Source organism: Lactobacillus laiwuensis (assembly GCF_019972835.1).
Taxonomy (GTDB): Bacteria; Bacillota; Bacilli; order Lactobacillales; family Lactobacillaceae; genus Lactobacillus; species Lactobacillus laiwuensis.
This window is the reverse complement of sequence record NZ_BPPB01000005.1, coordinates 81,826-100,540: the sequence shown is the minus strand read 5'-3', so window position 1 is coordinate 100,540 and position 18,715 is coordinate 81,826. Positions and strand designations below refer to the sequence as shown.

The following is an 18,715-nucleotide window of genomic DNA, read 5'->3' as shown; positions in this document are numbered from 1 at the left end:
TTCCACCTATTTTCCTAAACAAAATTGACTAAATAACTCATTAACTAATTCATCCGGACTACTTTCTCCTGTAATCTGGCCTAATGTATCCCAAGCACCGTTGAAATCAATTTGGGCAATATCTAAAGGTACTTCGTCTTTTAACGCCTGAACGACATCTTGCAGCTGCTTTTTGGCCTTTTCCAGCAGGCCTACTTGTCTCTGGTTGGTTACCATTACTTGATCGTTAGAATTCTCAATACCCTGGAAAAACAGCTCCTTAATTGCATCTTCTAACTGAGCAAGATTTTGCTCCTTTAAAATTGAAATGGCGATTACTGGACTTTCAGTCAGCTTTTTAACCTGAGCAGCAGAAACTTTTTGCCCCAAATCCGTTTTGTTCAAAATGGCAATTCGCTTTTTCCCACTAGTAGCATCAATTAAGGCATAGTCTTCTTGAGTTAATTCCTTACTTGAATCAAACAAGAGTAGAACCAAATCAGCTTTTGCCAGTGCTTTTTTGGAACGTTCAACCCCAATTTTTTCTACCTTATTATCAGTATGTCTGATGCCGGCAGTATCAATTAATTTTAAGGGGACGCCTTTAACCGAGACATATTCTTCTAATGTGTCACGCGTCGTGCCGGCAACATCTGTCACGATTGCCGTATCACTTTGAGTCAGATAATTAAGTAAAGATGATTTCCCGACATTAGGTTGACCAATGATTGCAGTAGCTAAGCCGTTACGTAACGCCGTTCCTTCACTTGCCGTTTTGAGCAATTTATCTATTTTAGCAATAACTGTCTGGGAAACACTGGTCATCTGCTTGGCTGTGACAGTATCCGCATCATACTCAGGATAATCAATATTAACTTCGACATTGGCTAGTGTATCTAAGATTTCCTGCCGCATTGCCCTAATTTTCTCAAGTAAGCCGCCTTGCAGCTGATTTTCAGCCACTTGCCGGGCCTTATCAGTTTTAGCGCGCACAATATCCATTACGCTTTCAGCCTGAGTTAAGTCAATGCGACCATTAACAAACGCCCTTTTAGTAAATTCACCAGGATCGGCCATGCGCGCACCAGTTTTTAATAATAATTGCAAAATACGATTAGTGACAACAATGCCGCCATGACAATTAATTTCAACAATATCTTCCCTGGTAAAAGTCTTAGGTGCCAGCATTACAGATACCATAACTTCGTCAATCACCTGCTCACTTGCAGGATCAACTATATGTCCATAATGAATAGTATGCGTCGGCACTTTAGTTAAATTCGCACCCTTGAAAACCTGATTGGCAATTTTAACTGCTTCTTCACCAGACATGCGGACAATAGAAATCCCACCTTCACCAATTGGCGTTGAAATCGCTGCAATTGTATCAAACTCCGTTAAAGTTTGTGCCATGATTTTCTCCTTTTCAATAAAAAAAGCGCATTATTCCACCATGAATAATCATGATGGATAAAGCACTTTGACTACTTTATCTAAATCATTAATTTAGATTAATATTATTTTCTGCGTTTTAACCGTTTATACGTTCTTCTCAGTTGCCGTTTACGTTCACGCTCCTGGCGCTCTTTTTCTTCCTGCTCACGCCGATATTTAATTGGGTTCTGCAGAATAAAAGTCTGAACTACCTGGAATAAATTAGAAATTACCCAGTAAACAACAATAGCTGACTGGAAGTAAATCCCCATTACACCAACCATAATTGACATCCCGTAAGTCATAATTTTTGATGACAAAGTCTGTGATTCCTTTGGCATTGAAAGTTGACTAATGTATGTTGACGCAAATGTCAAAATCATTGATAAAATCGGCATAATAAAGTATGGGTCAGGCTTACCTAAATCCATCCACATAAAGTGGCCAGTCATGAGCTGGGGAGTTTGCGCAATCGCTCCGTATAATGCAAGCATAACTGGCATCTGAATAATTAAAGGCAAACAGCCGGCATAGGGATTAACCCCAGCTTCTTTATAGAGCTTATTTGTTTCTTGCGAAAGTAAAGTACGCGACTCTGTATCGCTGCCAGGATATTTCTTACGCAAAGCGTCCATTTCCGGCTGAATTTTTTGCATCTTAGTAGTGCTCTTAATCTGAATTGCACTAAGCGGATACAAAATTAGCCGTACAATGATTGTAAAGATAATAATTGCCCAGCCGTAATTGTTGCCAATCAGTTTCGACAGCCACAACAAAAACGTGGACATATAATAAATGACCCAGCGATCCCACCAGCTGCCACTTGTATGTGAAACTGGTTTTAGCGTGCCAGTGGATGCACATCCTGTTAAAACAACTGCTAATGCAACCACTGTCAGCAGTACAAGTAGACGCTTGACATTCTTTTTAGTTAAAATGTCTTTCACTCTAATTTTCCTCAACTTTATTCGGTATCTCTTCAATTATATTGGCTAAAAAGAGTGCATGCAAGAGGTTCTTACGAACATCATCCCATCTAAAATTACGCGCATACGGTCTAGCAATGACTAGAAAATCAACATGTGGCTTAATTAAAGGTTTATTTTCCGTAAGAACTGCACGAATATAACGTTTGAGGCGATTACGAACTACAGCAGTATGCCCGACTTTTTTACCAACAGAAATACCAACGCGAAAATGCTTGTTTTCCGGTTTATCCAGTTGATAAACAACAAAAGCCCGATTTGCTACTGAATTACCTGATTTAAAAACTGTTTGAAAATCATTTTCTGTTTTAACGCGATAAGACTTTCTCAAAACGTTTCATTCCACTCTTATAAATTAAAAAAACCACTGGGATTTCAGTGGTTTAAGCAGATAAGACTTTTCTACCCTTTGCACGGCGTCTAGCCAAAACCTTACGGCCATTAGATGTACTCATCCGTTTCATAAAGCCATGAACTCTTGAACGGTGACGCTTTTTAGGTTGGTAAGTTCTTTTAGTTGTCATTAAACTACACCTCCAATTTTTTGTATGCAGACTGCACAATTTAATATCTAGAATACCATGATTAAAGTAAAAAACCAAGTAAAAAGTCAAAAAATGCGAATTTATTACCTAAATATACGGCCTCATTCTAATAGGACTTGACCTTTTTCATTAAAGCGCTTGGCTAACTTTATAATCTCCATTTTCCTTATCCAAAGATGTGACCTGATTTTAATTTTATCCCGTTCATATCTAAAGATATACCCTAGGACAAGTCACCTTGCGTAATTTCAATTGACGGATAGTGCCCCAGATCTGGTAAATATTTATCTAAAGGGCAGCTATAAATCATGTAATAGTCTTCTTCTTTCTTACTGGCATTTAATTCACTTAATTTTTGTTTAGCTTTTTCAACATCCTTTGTAATGTAAACAACGCTGACGACCCCAATCTTATTATGGCCGTTATTTTCTACATTTCCTTTAAGAATCAGCTTTAAATTGCTGTCATCTTTTAAACCTAGCTCAACATAATCTCAACATAATCTTGATAATTCATATTGGTGCCTCATAAAAAGAAATATTTTCAGTTGCTTATAATTAGATTATTCTGCACTGTTAATTGTATCAAAAAAAGCTTGCTCATAACTTTACTATCAAATTTAATTATGAGTTTTGTTTTACCTTTCACAAATTTCTCTAAATAATATCATGGTATTGATTTTGAAACCTTTTTCAAAGAGTGCACTTACTTGCCACAATAACATTATTTTAAGATCAATTTAGTTTACTCAGTATTTCACATTCTTTACACTTTTTTAATCATTCTATTACTTATTAATGATAAAATTGACTTTGTAGACAAGCGCTTTCCATAGTGCTTTAAATAATTTTGATATAAAAAAGGAGATTTTTATGGTAAGTGGTGTTTTTAAAGGTGCTGCTCAAGGCTTTCACAGCTTATTAACCAGTAACGTTACATTAAAGGATGGTAAAATAATCAAAGTTGCAGTTGACGGTATCCAGCCATATACAGTTGGATCCTATGCAATTCCAACGATGATTAACAGAATTGAAAAAGCAGGCAATACTGATATTGATGTTGTTACATCCGCTTCAGTAAGTACTTCAGCAGTTGTTAATGGCGTAAATAAAGCCTTGGAAGTTGCCCAGGGAAAATTAACTGCAGACGATGCTGTTAATCCTAAAGTAAAACCAAGTAAGAAGCCAAACTATCCGGTTTATGCCAAAGTAAACAGTAACAAGTATATCGCTTCTCAAGTGCAATTTAATGATACCTATGACGTGATTGTCGTTGGTTCAGGTATCTCCGGATTATCAGCTGCTATTGAAGCCAAAAAGCATGGCAACAACGTAGTTATTTTTGAAAAAACTGGTATGGTCGGCGGAACTAGTAATTATTCCGCTGGCGTTATTCAGGGTTCTGGCGATAAATATCAAAAAGAATTTACAAGCTATCAAAATGACAATCCTGAACTACATGCTCAAGAATTAATTCAAGCCGGTGAAGGCAGAGTAAATCCTCAAATGATAAAAGAATTAGCCGAGGATTCTGCTAATAACATCGAATGGCTGGCAAGTTTAGGAATAAAATGGACCTCTGTCTATGGCCACAGAGTCATTCCTTATGAAAACAAAGATTACTTTGCGCAAAGAATTCACGTTTATGAACACGGCGGCGGTTTAGGCAGTGGCTGCGTAATGATTGACGCTGTTAGAAAAGAAGCTGACCGTCTGGGAATAAAAATTTTCTTTGATACTCCTGTAATTAATTTAGTAACTAACAGCTATACTGACAAATCAGTTGTTGGCGTAGTAACAAATTGCAAAGGCAAAACTAGTTACTATCGCGCTAATAAAGGAGTAGTCCTTGCTACTGCAAGTATTGACTATAACGAAAAATTAGCTAAAGAATTTGCGCCTCAGCAATATCGTGATATTAAAAATCATGCCTTGACTAATTCTAAATACGATACCGGCGACGGTATTTTGATGGGATTAGCACTTAACGCTGCAACTGAAGGTTTGGGCGGCTCTATGGATGTTGATTTTAAGAGCAATGTAGGTGCAGCAGATAATTTGCCGACGCCACCAATGTTTTACGTAAATGGCAATGGTAAACGTTATGTTAACGAAGATACTACTTACGGCTATCTAACCCGTGCTACCTATCAGCAAGAATTAATTTGGAATAAGCCGACTTGGCAGATCTTCGATTCATCGACTTTCTCTGCTCCATTTACACCTTGGAAATCTGCTGCAGACACGGAGAAGGATATTAATTCCAGACAAATGTTTAAAGCAGACTCAATTGCAGAATTAGCTGCTAAAATCAACGTACCAGCTGAAAACTTAACGCAGCAACTAGAGACCTGGAATAAAAACGCCGCAAATGGTGCGGACAAAGAGTTTGGTCGTAAAGAAGGCCTGCAAGAATTACATGCTCCATTCTATGCTTATGCTCACAAGGACAGCAATTTTGGTGCAATTGGCGGCTTAAAAGTAACTACTAATTATGAAGTAGTTGATCAAGATGACCGAAAGATTGCTCACCTGTATGCTGTCGGCTGCAACTCTGGTGGCTGGAATGCAAATTATTACCCATCATCAGGTACTGCCTTAGCCGAGGGAATGCATTCAGGCCGCAGAGTCGGCAGAGTCCTCTCCGGTTTAGTAGAAGAAGTCAATGTTACGCCTGCAGAAACTGATGTAACAACCGGTTCATCAGAATATTAAAAGATTGATTTTTAGAAAATTGTAAAAAGCGTTTTTACTAATTTTATTTTAGTAGAGACGCTTTTTATTCATTTACAAGTTTTAATAGACTTACAAACACTCTTCAAAATTATTCATAAAATTATCTGCCAGCGCATAACCAAGCAAGTATAAGCATTATGTTATTAGCAGTAAGAATTTTAAAAGTAACAATTGTTAGTTATATTAGCTTTTATTACTTTTATTTTATGTTAAGACAAAAGGCAATTTTCCATTTAAACTTCGTTTTGCTTGTTTAAAATAGCAGTCCTTAAATTATCCACAAAATCAAACTCACAGCATTTTACACAGCTTTATCCACAATCTACAGCTTGTTTAAAAAGTTTTGCACACTATGTGGATAATATGTTTCACATTCCGTCAAATTTACTGCTATTAAAGCAAAAGATTTCCACAGCTAACCATGTAAATAAGCAAAAACATAGAAATTCTACTTACATTTTTGTGTATTTATCTGTAAATTATATCCACAGCTTGTTAATTCTGAATTCTTTTTGTGCACTTGTGGAAAACATTTTTATTAGATGGTAAAATAAGTTTTGCTTAACGTACGCGGAGGGAATTATTTTGTTTGACATTAATAAATTTTGGCATCATTTCAATAGCGAGATGCGTGAACATTTTAATGAAGTTGCTTATAATGCATGGTTTAAAAATACCAGACCAGTTTCCTATAATAAGGAAACTCATGAACTAAAAATTGCTGTGCAAAATCCCGTAACCAAAGGGTATTGGGAGAAAAATTTGGCTTCACAATTAATTCAATCTGCCTACGGTTACGCTAATATTGAAGTCATGCCTGTTTTTCAAATTGAAGGTGACAAAAGTACTGAGCGCCTTGTAACACCTAAGCCAAAAACAGAGTCAATGTCAGAAAATGCACGACCGCAAATGGAAAATGCATTTGTCCGTAATCTTAAGCTTAACGAAAAGTACACCTTCGATAATTTCGTTCAGGGTGAAGGCAATAAGTTGGCTGCAGGTGCAGCTTTGGCAGTCGCTGACAGTCCTGGTAGTTTTTACAACCCCCTTTTTATTTTTGGTGGCGTGGGGCTAGGAAAAACGCACTTGATGCAAGCTATTGGGCATCAAATGCTGGCAGAGCGTCCCAATGCGAAAGTCGTTTATATTCAAAGCGAAACTTTTGTTAATGATTTTATAAACTCAATCAAAAATAAAACTCAGGATCAATTTCGCGCAAAATATCGCACTTGCGACTTGCTACTTGTAGATGATATTCAATTTTTCGCTAAAAAAGAGGGTATTCAGGAAGAATTTTTCCATACTTTTGAGACCCTTTATAATGATCAAAAGCAAATAGTCATGACGAGTGATCGCCTGCCAACAGAAATTCCTGATCTATCAGAAAGATTGGTATCTCGTTTCACTTGGGGTTTGCAAGTCGAAATTACCCCTCCAGATTTGGAAACGCGCATTGCAATTCTACGCAAAAAAGCTGAAGCTGAAAATTTAACAATCGACGACAGTACTTTAGACTATATTGCTTCACAAGTTGACACTAACATTCGTGAACTTGAGGGGGCTTTGGTAAAAGTACAAGCCCACGCCACAATTGAGCATGAAGATATTAATGTTAATTTGGCTCGAGAAGCTTTGGCAGACCTTAAACTAGTTCAAAAGAATCAGGGACTGCAGATTTCTAAAATTCAAGAAGTTGTTGCTAATTATTTCCAAACTTCAACAACTGAATTGAAAGGAAAAAAGCGGGTCAGGCAAATTGTGGTTCCCAGGCAAATTGCAATGTACTTGTCCCGCGAATTGACTGATTCCAGCTTGCCTAAAATCGGACAGGAATTTGGCGGCAAGGATCACACAACTGTGATGCATGCTTACGAAAAAATCAGTCGGGAAATTAAAACAAATTCTGATATCAAGACTGCAGTATTTGATTTAAAGCAAATGCTTGACCGTTAAAAGTTATTAATTGTGGATAAAAAAGAAACTTTTACACATTTTCTTAACCGTAATAATTACGTTATTTTAAGAACTATGTAACTTTTCAACAGAAATCACAGGACCTACTAATACTACTAATTAAATATATAATTAATATAAAGGAAACAGACAAAATAACAGGAGGCACCAAATGAAATTTACAGTAAACAGAAATCTTTTCTTAGACAATTTAAACAATGTAATGCATGCTATTTCTTCAAGAGCAACAATTCCAATTCTTAGTGGAATAAAAATTAATTTGACTGAAGATGAGTTACTTCTAACTGGTAGTGATACTGATATTTCAATTGAAATTAAAATACCAGTAAGTGAAGATTTAACTGTTGACTCAACAGGTTCAATTGTTTTACCGGCTCGGTTTTTTAGTGAAATAATTAGAAGATTGCCAGGAAAAGAATTTTCATTAGAAGTTAAAGAAAGTTTTCAGACCCAAATTATCTCTGAAAACAGTGAATTTACTATCAATGGCTTAGATGCCAATAACTATCCCAGATTACCGGAAATTCCAGACGAGTCCTCTTTTGTTATTTCGGGGAAAACTTTTCGTGAAATTATCAACGAAACTCAATTTGCAGTGGCAACGCAGGAAAGTCGCCTAGTTTTGACAGGTGTCCACTTTACTTTTAGTCCTGACAAGATACATGCTGTGGCCACAGACTCTCACAGATTATCCAGTCGCGCATTAACTTTAGAAAATGGGCCACAAACAAAAACAGATCTGATTATACCTGGAAAAAGCTTACTTGAGCTTGCTCGGATTATCGGTGAAACAGATCCAGAAATTAAAGTTTGTCCTGGTGAAAATCAAGTACTTTTTGAAATTGGTAACATTCTGTTTTATTCACGTTTACTTGAAGGTAGTTACCCTGATACTGAGCGCCTGATTCCAACTGATAGCACAACAACTGTAGAATTTGACTTAATGGAACTTTCCAGTGCGCTTGATCGGGCAAGCCTATTAACACATGCAGGACGCAATAATGTGGTCGATTTAACATTAGATACTGAAAAACAAAGTGCAAAATTGTCTGGTGAATCAGCAGAAATTGGTAATGTAGAAGAAGACGTTAGTTTCAAGAAACTTGAAGGTAACAATTTAAAGATTTCCTTCAACCCGGATTATTTGCGTGATGCGCTAAAAGCTTCAGTAACAGATTCTGTCATTATGGATTTCACCCAGCCGCTACGTCCATTTACTGTGAATCCAGATAAAACTGATATTAATTTTGTTCAATTAATTACACCGGTTAGAACATTTTAATCATTGTCAAACTTAACAAAAAGAAAAAGTCATCAATTGATGGCTTTTTTTCTGGCAAAATTTTTATAAACGACCACAAAAGCTTGCTGATTTATTTTTAAGGGCAATCACTATGAATTGTTTATTTGAAAAAAATCCGTTTATATGGCTTTATATGGGCTTTTAGTTGTTTTTTGCTTGTGAAACGAATATACTTATTATAGGTATTTAAAGGGTGAAGGTGGTTATGATCAAAGAATTTAAAGTAACGAGTGAATACATTACTCTAGGGCAGTTTTTAAAAGAAGAAAGTATTATTTCTTCAGGTGGTCAAGCTAAGTGGTATCTGCAAGAAAATCCGGTCTTAGTGAATGGAGTCAAAGAAAATAGGCGGGGTAAGAAATTACGCTCCGGTGATAAACTTGAAGTTAACCAAGAATCTTACGAATTGCGGTAGGTTATGTATCTCAAGCATTTTATCGCTCAAAATTACCGCAATTTGCAGCAATTTGAAGTTGATTTTGATCCTAACGTCAATATTTTTATAGGACAAAATGCGCAAGGCAAAACTAATCTGCTTGAAGCAATTTATTTTTTAGCTTTAACACGGTCCCACCGAACCAGTAATGACAAAGAACTAATTGCTTTTGGTAAAGATTATGCCAATGTTTCGGGGCACATTTATAAAAGTCAAGTTGATTTATCCTTGCGGGTTTTAATTACCACTAAGGGTAAAAAAGTTTGGGTAAATCGAGTCGAACAAGCGAAATTATCCAAGTATGTGGGACAATTGAACGCTATTTTATTTTCTCCTGAAGATTTAGACCTGATTAAAGGTGCACCTAATTTAAGACGACGCTTTATGGATCAAGAATTTGGTCAAATTAGTGCGGAATACCTCTATTTTGCGGGCAAGTATAAGCAGGTATTGCAGCAAAAAAACAATTATTTAAAGCAGTTAGCCAAAGGCGAAGCTCATGACACTATGTTTTTAGAAGTCTTATCAGATCAGCTGGCAGGTGTGGCTGCAGAAGTAATTGTTCGTCGCTTTCAATTCTTAAATTACTTAGATCAATACGCTCGTGATGCCTACGCTCACATTAGTACCAGTGCTGAAAAACTTGAGGTTATTTATCGGCCATCGGTAAAAGAAATTTCGGTAAAAGACAGCGTAGAAGAAGTTTATCATAAAGTATTAAATAATTTTCAAAACAATCAGAAGCTTGAGATTCTTAAGGGTACTACTTTGAGTGGTCCCCATAGGGATGATATTGACTTTGAACTTGACGGTAAAAACGCTCATTTATATGGCTCTCAGGGCCAACAAAGAACCATTGCGCTTAGTATTAAATTAGCTGAGATCCAGCTTGTGCACCAATTAACCGATGAATATCCGTTATTACTACTTGATGATGTTATGAGTGAGCTTGATCATAACCGTCAAAGTGCCTTACTTAACTACATTCACGGCAAAACGCAAACATTTATCACGACAACAGATCTTGAGGGTATTTCCTGGGAAATAATTAAGAAGCCGAAAATATACCGCATAAAATCTGGACAAATTTATTTAGAAGAGGGGAAATTGCATGGCAGATAATAACAAAGAAAATCTTAAGCAAATTAAGCAATATGAAAAAGAAGCCGATAAATATAATGCCAGTCAGATTCAAGTCTTAGGCGGACTTGAAGCAGTCCGTAAACGTCCAGGAATGTATATCGGTTCAACTAGCTCTCAGGGTTTGCACCACTTAGTGTGGGAAATAATTGATAATGGTATCGACGAAAGCTTAGCCGGTTTCGCCAGCAAGATTGAAGTCACAATTAATGAAGATGGCAGTGTCACTGTTCAAGACGATGGTCGTGGTATTCCGGTCGATATTGAAAAAAAGACGGGTCGACCTGCTCTTGAAACTGTTTTTACTGTCTTACACGCCGGTGGTAAATTTGGTGGTGGCGGCTATAAGGTTTCAGGCGGTTTGCACGGAGTGGGTGCTTCTGTCGTGAATGCTTTATCAACTAAGCTAGATGTTACAACAATGCGTGACGGTAAAAAGTACTTTATTGACTTTAGTCGTGGTCGCGTAGTTGATGAAATGAAAGTAACAGGGACTGTGCCTTTATCTGAACATGGTACCATAGTGCACTTTTTCCCAGATCCCGATATTTTTACTGAAACCACTTCATTTGATGACAAGATCCTCAAAAATCGTATCCGTGAACTGGCCTTTTTAAATAAGGGCTTGAAATTAACATTTACCGATAAGCGCAAAGACAGCGCGGAAACAGACGTTTATCACTATGAAGGTGGTATTCAGGAGTATGTTTCTTTCTTAAACCGTGATACAGAAGTATTATTCGATGAACCAATCTATGTCGAAGGTAATGACAACGATATCAACGTTGAGGTATCTTTGCAATATACAAAAGGTTATAAAACAACGTTGATGACCTTTGCCAACAACATCCATACCTATGAAGGCGGAATGCATGAGGCTGGCTTTAAGACGGCTTTAACGCGGGTAGTTAATGATTACGCTCATAAAACTAAACTGCTAAAAGACAGTGATGATAATCTTTCTGGCGAAGATATTCGTGAAGGAATGACAGCTGTAGTTTCTGTCAAGCACCCTAACCCCCAATTTGAAGGCCAGACTAAAACTAAATTAGGCAACTCTGATGCTCGAACAGCCGTTGATCACGCGTTTTCGGAAACCTTCAACCGTTTCTTAATGGAAAATCCGCAAGTTGGTCGCAAAATTGTTGAAAAGGCCCAATTAGCTGAACGGGCTCGGACAGCTGCTAAACGAGCTCGTGAGGTTACGCGTAAAAAGTCAGGACTGGAAATTGCCAACCTGCCTGGTAAATTGGCTGACAACACCAGTAACGACCCCAGCATTTCTGAATTATTCATAGTTGAGGGTAATTCTGCTGGTGGTTCTGCTAAACAAGGACGTTCAAGATTAACTCAAGCTATTTTACCGATCCGTGGTAAAATTTTGAACGTTGAAAAAGCTTCAATGGACCGTATTTTAGCTAACCAAGAAATCCGTTCACTGTTTACAGCTTTAGGGACCGGTTTTGGTGCGGATTTTGATGTTTCTAAAGCGCGCTATCATAAATTAATCATTATGACAGATGCCGATGTCGATGGGGCCCATATTCGGACGCTGCTTTTAACCCTCTTTTATAACTACATGCGGCCGATGATTGAAAAAGGCTACGTTTATATTGCACGTCCGCCTCTATACCAAGTCCGTCAAGGCAAAGTCGTCAGATACTTAGATACCGACGAAGAATTGCATGACTATTTAGGGAGTTTACAACCAAGTCCTAAGCCATTGGTACAGCGCTATAAGGGACTAGGTGAAATGGATCCGGAACAATTATGGGATACTACCATGAATCCGGAAAATAGAAGACTTGATCGTGTCAGCCCAGAATATGCTAAAAATGCTGATGAGGTGTTTGAATTGCTGATGGGTAACGAAGTTGGACCACGGCGCAATTTTATTGAAACTAACGCTAAATACGTTGAAAACTTGGATGCATAGGAGGTTTAAATGGATAACGACAATCAAGGTCAGGATCACAGAATAAGAAACGTTGATTTGACCAGCGTAATGAATAGTTCATTCTTGGATTATGCCATGTCCGTTATCGTCGCGCGGGCTTTACCCGATGTGCGCGATGGCTTGAAGCCGGTTCAGCGCCGGATTCTTTATGGCATGAGTGAACTAGGTGTTACACCAGATAAACCATATAAGAAATCAGCCAGAATCGTGGGGGAAGTTATGGGTAAGTTCCACCCTCACGGTGATTCTTCAATTTATTTAGCGATGGCCCATATGGCACAGGATTTCAGTTATCGCTATATGCTCGTCGACGGTCACGGCAACTTTGGTTCAGTTGATGGCGATGAGCCGGCCGCAATGCGTTATACTGAGGCACGCATGAGCAAAATTGCGGTTGAAATGTTGCGCGATATCAATAAAAATACTGTTGATTGGCAGCGTAATTACGATGATTCTGAAAATGAGCCAGTAGTATTACCTGCTAGAATACCAAACTTATTAGTTAATGGTACCAGCGGTATTGCTGTTGGTATGACGACCAACATACCACCGCATAACTTATCAGAAGTGATTAAGGGGCTGCACATGTTAATGAACAACCCTGATGTCACTACTAAAGAATTGATGAAGGCAATTCCGGGCCCAGATTTTCCTACCGGTGGCACTATCATGGGTCGCGGCGGTATTTATCGGGCCTATGAAACTGGTCGCGGGAATATTGTCGTTCGTGCCAACACTAGTATTGAAACTGAAAAAAGCGGTCGCGAAAGAATAGTTGTTTCTGAAATACCTTATTTGGTTAATAAAGCTGAGCTGGTTAAGAAAATTGCAGACTTGGCGCGTGCTAAGACTATTGATGGTATTACCGGTGTGCGTGATGAATCAGACCAGACGGGGATGAGAATTACTATTGATATCCGCCGTGATGCCAGTGCCAGTGTGGTTTTAAATAATTTGTTTAAGCTGACCCAAATGCAGGCTAATTTTGGCATGAATATGGTGGCAATCGTCGATGGCGCACCGCACTTTCTCAGCCTCAAGCAAATGCTCCAGTATTACTTGGAACACCAAGAAGATGTTGTTACTCGCAGAACTAAATTTGAGTTGGAAAAGGCTGAAGCCAGGGCTCACATTCTTGAAGGCCTGCAAATTGCTCTTGATCACATCGATGAAATTGTCCATATCATTCGTCAGAGTCAATCAAGCGATATTGCAAAAGCTGCTTTAATCAGTCGCTTTGGTCTTGATGACAAGCAGTCACAAGCGATCTTAGACATGCGGCTGGTACGGTTAACCGGACTGGAACGTGATAAGGTTGAGGCTGAATACAAAGATCTGCAAGCTAAGATTGCCGATTATAAAGATATTTTGGCAAAACCAGAGCGCATTAATGAGATCATTTACAATGAATTGCTGGATACTCAAAAGCGTTTTGGCGATGAGCGGCGGACTAAAATTGGTGCCAGTGAAGTAGTTTCAATTGAAGATGAAGATTTAATTGAAAAACAAGATGTTTTACTGACCTTAACTCATAGTGGCTACATTAAGCGGATGCCAATTACTGAATTCAAGACCCAAAATCGTGGTGGCAAAGGCATCAAAGGCATGGGCGTTAAAGACGGAGACTTTATTGAGAACCTAATTTACTCCAGTACCCACGATATGTTGCTGTTTTTCACCAACAAGGGCAAGGTTTATTCAAAGAAAGCCTATGAAATTCCAGAATTTGGTCGTACTGCCAAAGGATTGCCAATAGTCAACTTGTTGCAACTGGAAAAAGGCGAAAAGATCCAAACAATTGTCAATATTCCTGAAGATGCTGATGACCAGTACCTGTTCTTTATTACGAAGATGGGAACGGTCAAACGTACTCATGTCAGTGAATTTGGTAACATCCGCAATAGTGGCCTAATTGCATTAACTTTGCGTGATGGCGACGAGTTGAATAATGTTCTGGCTACAGATGGCAAGCAGGATATTTTAATCGGTACTCACTTAGGTTATGCAGTACGTTTTAATGAAAAAAATGTTAGATCAATGGGTCGAACAGCTGCAGGTGTTCGCGGAATTAATTTACGCGAAAATGACTATGTTGTTGGTTCCGGTGTCATTAAGAATAACGATGAAGTGTTAGTCATTTCTGAAAAAGGCTATGGTAAGAGAACAGCCGCTTCTGAATATCCGACAAAGGGTCGTGGCGGTAAAGGTATTAAAACCGCAAATATTACTGAGAAAAATGGTCCACTTTCAGGAGTGACTGTGATCGATGGCAGTCAGGATATTATGGTTATCACCGATGATGGCATCATGATTCGCTTCAAGACAAATGACGTTTCTCAAACCGGACGCAGCACTCTCGGTGTACGCTTGATTAAAGTTAATGACAACAATAAAGTTGCCAGTCTTGCAATTGTTCCTGCTGAAGAAGACCAGGAAGTAGCAGCTTCAGAAGAAACTGACAAAGAGCAAGATTAATTACTAAATCAAAACTTTTAAAAATTATCAGATTATTTTACGTATTTACTAGTAAGAAATAAAAAATTTCTTATTGGATCACGTGAAGATAGTTTGGTAATTTTTTGTTTATGTGCTAGAATTAGAGATTGCGAGTAATAAAATTACTCCTTGTTCTTGATTTTTAGCAAGAACCATTTAGTCCAGAAGGAGGTGCACTAGTATGACAACTACTAAGTACGAAATAACTTATATTATCAAGCCTGATATTGATGAAGAATCAAAAAAGGCATTAGTTGAAAACTATGATAAGGTTATTACCGATAACGGTGGTACGATGGTTGAGTCAAAAGACTGGGAAAAGCGTCATTTCGCATATGAAATTAATAAATATCGTGAGGGATTATATCACGTTATGACTTTCACTGCTGATAACGCTGATGCAGTTAACGAATTTGACCGTTTATCCAAAATTGATACTGCCGTTTTACGTTCAATGACCGTTAAAGTTGGCTAATTAATAACAAAAACTTTATCGTTTTCGTGATTTAGGAAAGGAAGGACCTGAAGTATGATTAATCGAGTTGTACTTGTTGGCCGTTTAACACGTGATCCTGAATTACGTACTACTGGGAGTGGAATCTCGGTTGCTACGTTTACTCTTGCTGTAGATCGTCAATATACAAACGCACAAGGCGAGAGAGGTGCAGATTTTATCAGTTGTGTCATTTGGCGCAAATCTGCAGAAAATTTCTGTAATTTTACGTCTAAAGGTTCACTTGTTGGTATAGATGGCCGAATTCAAACCAGAAGTTACGATAATAAAGACGGGCAAAGAGTATATGTAACTGAAGTTGTCGTTGACAACTTTGCATTGCTCGAATCACGTAAAGATCGTGAAGCCCGCGGACAAAATGGTGGTTACACACCAAATAATAATGGCAATTTTGGCAATCAGAATACTAATAATACCCCTAACATGGGAGCATCTAACCAGAATAACTCCGTTAATAATGGACCAGACAATACTCAGGATCCATTTGCAGGTTCAGGTGATACCATTGATATTTCTGATGATGATTTACCATTCTAAATTAACAGAAAGGACCTAGGATATGGCTCAACAAAGAAGAGGCGGCGGCGCTCATCGTCGTCGTAAGGTTGACTACATTGCAGCCAACCATATTGATTACGTTGACTACAAGGACGTTGATTTGTTGAAACGTTTTATCTCTGAAAGAGGTAAAATCTTACCACGTCGTGTCACTGGCACTAGCGCTAAGAATCAACGTAAGGTAGCTAAGGCAATTGAAAGAGCTCGCATTATGGGCTTGTTGCCATTTGTTACTGAAGACTAAGATAAAATTTAAAGTACCCTTTAGATTGGACTATTTCCTATCTGAAGGGTTTTTATTATGCTTAAAACTGGTTATTTGCATGTAATGACTTTTTTGACCATGAATATCTTATCAATTTATGCTTGTTGTCTTTAATTAGTAATAGTATAAAATAATTATGTCCTTAAAGAGCGTAGGACTTAAAATAATAATAGATGAGTAGATATTTTAGATAAAGTCATTTTTGATACATTTACTCGTTTTCACGTTAGTTAAATTTAATCAATGTCAAGATAAAATATTACAAATATTGTGTGGTCTTAAACGAGAAAATTATAAATTATATAATAGAAAAACGGAATAGTACAGTTTTCATATCCAAAAATTTTGTTATTTCCTAGTTTATAACAATAGACTCGTGAGTTTTATTAATCTTAGATAAATTTTGGCTTTATGAATTAATAGATTTGCCGTTTTTTAGATTGAGAGTTTGAATTATGATGGAAAATAAAGCAAGAACTAAGTACCAAAAGGTAATGCTAGATTTACGCGAAAAAATTCTTACGGGTACATATCCGATTGATACAAAATTGCCAAGTGAAGAAGAATTAAAAAAAATTTATGGCGTAAGTCGAATTACTGTACGTGAAGCCGTTAATGGTTTGGTTTCAGATGGAATCGTAGAAAAGGTTCAAGGAAAAGGGAGCTTCGTTCGAGAATTACATCATGTCAAACGCTTATTAAAAAGCAATTCTATTGAAAGTTTCTCAAAAACTGCAATCAAAAATGGTTTTAAGCCAAAGATGGAAGTTTTAAAACTGGAAAAAATTAAAACTGATGCAGAATTAAGGAAAGGCTTAAAATGTAGTAATGACTATGCAATTCATTCTCTTAGAGTTTGTTATCTAGATAATGATCCAACGGTTATAGAGAGTAATTACTACCCACTTCCAAGATTTGAGGGATTAACAAATTATGATTTAAGTAATTCATTATATCAAATATTAAAAGAACATTATGGCATAGACAACCTGAAAGACTCGGAAAGTATTTTACGTGTTGTTCTGGCTGATAAAGAGCAAGCAAGATTATTGAACCGCTCTGTGGGATTTCCATTGTTTTATTTACGAAATCAAGTTTTTGACAACAATAAAAAGGTAATTCAATTTGGAACAGAGTTTATAGCAACAGATCGCTATGAATTCATGATTTAAGTTATTTGAAGTATAAAAAATAGTAAACTAAAGGCTTTTTGGTCTTTAGTATTTTTTAGATAGAAAGCAGTATAGATGCAAAAAAGCCTCTGTACTGCTTTTTAATTTAATAATTAAACTGTAGATCTCAAAATTATGTCCAAAAGTCGTTGACAACTTCTTATGAAAGCGTGTACAATTTAATTGTAAAATATATAACGACATATGATGTTATAAATATGGAGGAAAAATGGACAATAAAACAATTGTAAAAAATGTTGTAAAACACAATGATGGCAAAATAAGTAATATTTATTTCACTGCTTGTGGTGGCTCTTTAGTAGATATGTATCCAGCATATTATTTCTTAAAATCTGAAGCAGAAAATCTATCAACTGGGTGGTACACAGCAAATGAATTTGTACATGTTACTCCTAAAAAGATAGGAGCACATTCCATTGTTTTTGTTTGCTCACATAGTGGCAGTACTCCTGAATCTGTGAAAGCAGCTAAAGTAGCCCAAGAAAAGGGCGCAATTACAATTGGATTAACTTTTAACCCAAAAGCTGAATTATTAAAATACTCAGATGAAAAAATAATTTACGAATGGGGCAATGAAAATGAAGTTGTCAAAAACCCCATGGCAATAGTACTTGATATTACTTCTCAAATTTTGGGCCAATTGGAGGGGTACGACAAGTTGGCTGAGTTTGCGGATGGCTTTAACAAGATCGATACAATTGTTACTAATGCCTTAGCTCAGGTGCAGGATCGTACCAAGAGATTCGCTGATAAGTATCAACATGAACCAATGTTTTATATTCTGGGCAGTGGTGCTTCTTTTGGTCATACATATGGCTTTGCTATTTGCAGTTTAATGGAAATGCAGTGGCTTGATGCAGCTCCTATTCATTCCGGTGAATACTTCCATGGTCCTTTTGAAGTGACTGATAAAGATAAACCATACATTGTAATGGAAAGTATTGGCAGAACACGCCCATTGGATGAAAGAGCGATCAAGTTCTTAAAGAAGTATGCTGAGAAAATAGAAATAGTTGATGCTAAGGAATTAGGATTAGACTTAATTGATAGTAATGTTGCCGAATACTTTAACCCAATTTTATTTTACTCAGTATTATGTGAATATCGCGCAAAACTTGCAGATGTACGTAATCACTCTTTAGAAGTAAGAAGATATATGGGAAAAGTTGAATATTAAAATAAAACAGAAACGATCGCTTT

16 protein-coding genes are annotated in these 18,715 nt (G+C 37.2%); 12 read left to right on the top strand and 4 right to left on the bottom strand.

The window, feature by feature from the left end; translation table 11 throughout:
* Window positions 1–6: 6 nt before the first annotated feature.
* From mnmE to rpmH, 4 genes are all read right to left on the bottom strand, one after another.
* On the bottom strand, window positions 7–1,392 hold the full coding sequence (gene mnmE / locus LDM92_RS04870; RefSeq protein ID WP_223902274.1) for a tRNA uridine-5-carboxymethylaminomethyl(34) synthesis GTPase MnmE: 1,386 nt from the start codon (window positions 1,390–1,392) through the stop codon (window positions 7–9).
* Window positions 1,393–1,496: 104 nt separating this feature from the next.
* Window positions 1,497–2,360: a membrane protein insertase YidC gene (locus LDM92_RS04865; protein ID WP_046332870.1), complete on the bottom strand. Its 864-nt coding sequence runs from the start codon at window positions 2,358–2,360 to the stop codon at window positions 1,497–1,499.
* A gap of 1 nt (window position 2,361) precedes the next feature.
* The gene (rnpA, locus tag LDM92_RS04860) at window positions 2,362–2,730 is read right to left on the bottom strand and encodes a ribonuclease P protein component (RefSeq protein ID WP_223902273.1); all 369 of its coding nucleotides are present in this window, start codon (window positions 2,728–2,730) and stop codon (window positions 2,362–2,364) included.
* Between the two features lie 52 nt (window positions 2,731–2,782).
* The gene (gene rpmH / locus LDM92_RS04855) at window positions 2,783–2,923 is read right to left on the bottom strand and encodes a 50S ribosomal protein L34 (RefSeq protein ID WP_003549412.1); all 141 of its coding nucleotides are present in this window, start codon (window positions 2,921–2,923) and stop codon (window positions 2,783–2,785) included.
* An 893-nt stretch (window positions 2,924–3,816) separates the two neighbouring features.
* Between rpmH and LDM92_RS04850 the strand changes: the two genes are divergently transcribed.
* The 12 genes from LDM92_RS04850 (at window position 3,817) to LDM92_RS04795 (ending at window position 18,692) form a co-directional block, all read left to right on the top strand.
* Entirely contained in the window at window positions 3,817–5,658 is a 1,842-nt protein-coding gene (locus LDM92_RS04850; RefSeq protein WP_223902272.1) for an FAD-dependent oxidoreductase, read from the top strand.
* 606 nt (window positions 5,659–6,264) lie between these two features.
* Complete coding sequence (dnaA, locus tag LDM92_RS04845) at window positions 6,265–7,632, top strand: chromosomal replication initiator protein DnaA (RefSeq protein ID WP_223902271.1); 1,368 nt, start codon at window positions 6,265–6,267, stop codon at window positions 7,630–7,632.
* Window positions 7,633–7,804: 172 nt separating this feature from the next.
* Window positions 7,805–8,935 (top strand): DNA polymerase III subunit beta, encoded by a 1,131-nt coding sequence (gene dnaN, locus LDM92_RS04840; protein WP_223902270.1) that lies wholly within the window; start codon window positions 7,805–7,807, stop codon window positions 8,933–8,935.
* A gap of 226 nt (window positions 8,936–9,161) precedes the next feature.
* Window positions 9,162–9,371 (top strand): S4 domain-containing protein YaaA, encoded by a 210-nt coding sequence (gene yaaA / locus LDM92_RS04835; RefSeq protein WP_223902269.1) that lies wholly within the window; start codon window positions 9,162–9,164, stop codon window positions 9,369–9,371.
* Window positions 9,372–9,374: 3 nt separating this feature from the next.
* On the top strand, window positions 9,375–10,514 hold the full coding sequence (gene recF, locus LDM92_RS04830; protein ID WP_223902268.1) for a DNA replication/repair protein RecF: 1,140 nt from the start codon (window positions 9,375–9,377) through the stop codon (window positions 10,512–10,514).
* Window positions 10,504–12,468, top strand: a complete 1,965-nt coding sequence (gene gyrB, locus LDM92_RS04825) for a DNA topoisomerase (ATP-hydrolyzing) subunit B (RefSeq protein WP_223902267.1) — start codon at window positions 10,504–10,506, stop codon at window positions 12,466–12,468. Before recF ends, gyrB begins: the two co-directional genes overlap by 11 nt.
* Window positions 12,469–12,477: 9 nt before the next feature.
* Window positions 12,478–14,964: a DNA gyrase subunit A gene (gene gyrA, locus LDM92_RS04820; protein WP_223902266.1), complete on the top strand. Its 2,487-nt coding sequence runs from the start codon at window positions 12,478–12,480 to the stop codon at window positions 14,962–14,964.
* Window positions 14,965–15,166: 202 nt separating this feature from the next.
* The gene (gene rpsF, locus LDM92_RS04815; RefSeq protein ID WP_034978626.1) at window positions 15,167–15,460 is read left to right on the top strand and encodes a 30S ribosomal protein S6; all 294 of its coding nucleotides are present in this window, start codon (window positions 15,167–15,169) and stop codon (window positions 15,458–15,460) included.
* A 54-nt stretch (window positions 15,461–15,514) separates the two neighbouring features.
* Entirely contained in the window at window positions 15,515–16,036 is a 522-nt protein-coding gene (ssb, locus tag LDM92_RS04810; protein ID WP_223902265.1) for a single-stranded DNA-binding protein, read from the top strand.
* A 22-nt stretch (window positions 16,037–16,058) separates the two neighbouring features.
* Entirely contained in the window at window positions 16,059–16,301 is a 243-nt protein-coding gene (gene rpsR / locus LDM92_RS04805) for a 30S ribosomal protein S18 (protein ID WP_046331327.1), read from the top strand.
* 476 nt (window positions 16,302–16,777) lie between these two features.
* Entirely contained in the window at window positions 16,778–17,494 is a 717-nt protein-coding gene (locus LDM92_RS04800; protein ID WP_223902264.1) for a GntR family transcriptional regulator, read from the top strand.
* A gap of 229 nt (window positions 17,495–17,723) precedes the next feature.
* The gene (locus LDM92_RS04795; protein WP_223902263.1) at window positions 17,724–18,692 is read left to right on the top strand and encodes an SIS domain-containing protein; all 969 of its coding nucleotides are present in this window, start codon (window positions 17,724–17,726) and stop codon (window positions 18,690–18,692) included.
* Window positions 18,693–18,715 lie beyond the last annotated feature (23 nt).

Excerpts from the sequence above, each read along its gene's own strand:
- gyrB (WP_223902267.1), top strand. The coding sequence starts at position 10,504 with ATGGCAGATAATAACAAAGAAAATCTTAAGCAAATTAAGCAATATGAA.
- yaaA (WP_223902269.1), top strand. The coding sequence starts at position 9,162 with ATGATCAAAGAATTTAAAGTAACGAGTGAATACATTACTCTAGGGCAG.
- LDM92_RS04850 (WP_223902272.1), top strand. The coding sequence starts at position 3,817 with ATGGTAAGTGGTGTTTTTAAAGGTGCTGCTCAAGGCTTTCACAGCTTA.
- gyrA (WP_223902266.1), top strand. The coding sequence starts at position 12,478 with ATGGATAACGACAATCAAGGTCAGGATCACAGAATAAGAAACGTTGAT.
- dnaN (WP_223902270.1), top strand. The coding sequence starts at position 7,805 with ATGAAATTTACAGTAAACAGAAATCTTTTCTTAGACAATTTAAACAAT.
- rpsR (WP_046331327.1), top strand. The coding sequence starts at position 16,059 with ATGGCTCAACAAAGAAGAGGCGGCGGCGCTCATCGTCGTCGTAAGGTT.
- LDM92_RS04795 (WP_223902263.1), top strand. The coding sequence starts at position 17,724 with ATGGACAATAAAACAATTGTAAAAAATGTTGTAAAACACAATGATGGC.
- rpmH (WP_003549412.1), bottom strand. The coding sequence starts at position 2,923 with ATGACAACTAAAAGAACTTACCAACCTAAAAAGCGTCACCGTTCAAGA.
- rpsF (WP_034978626.1), top strand. The coding sequence starts at position 15,167 with ATGACAACTACTAAGTACGAAATAACTTATATTATCAAGCCTGATATT.
- ssb (WP_223902265.1), top strand. The coding sequence starts at position 15,515 with ATGATTAATCGAGTTGTACTTGTTGGCCGTTTAACACGTGATCCTGAA.
- LDM92_RS04800 (WP_223902264.1), top strand. The coding sequence starts at position 16,778 with ATGATGGAAAATAAAGCAAGAACTAAGTACCAAAAGGTAATGCTAGAT.
- mnmE (WP_223902274.1), bottom strand. The coding sequence starts at position 1,392 with ATGGCACAAACTTTAACGGAGTTTGATACAATTGCAGCGATTTCAACG.
- recF (WP_223902268.1), top strand. The coding sequence starts at position 9,375 with ATGTATCTCAAGCATTTTATCGCTCAAAATTACCGCAATTTGCAGCAA.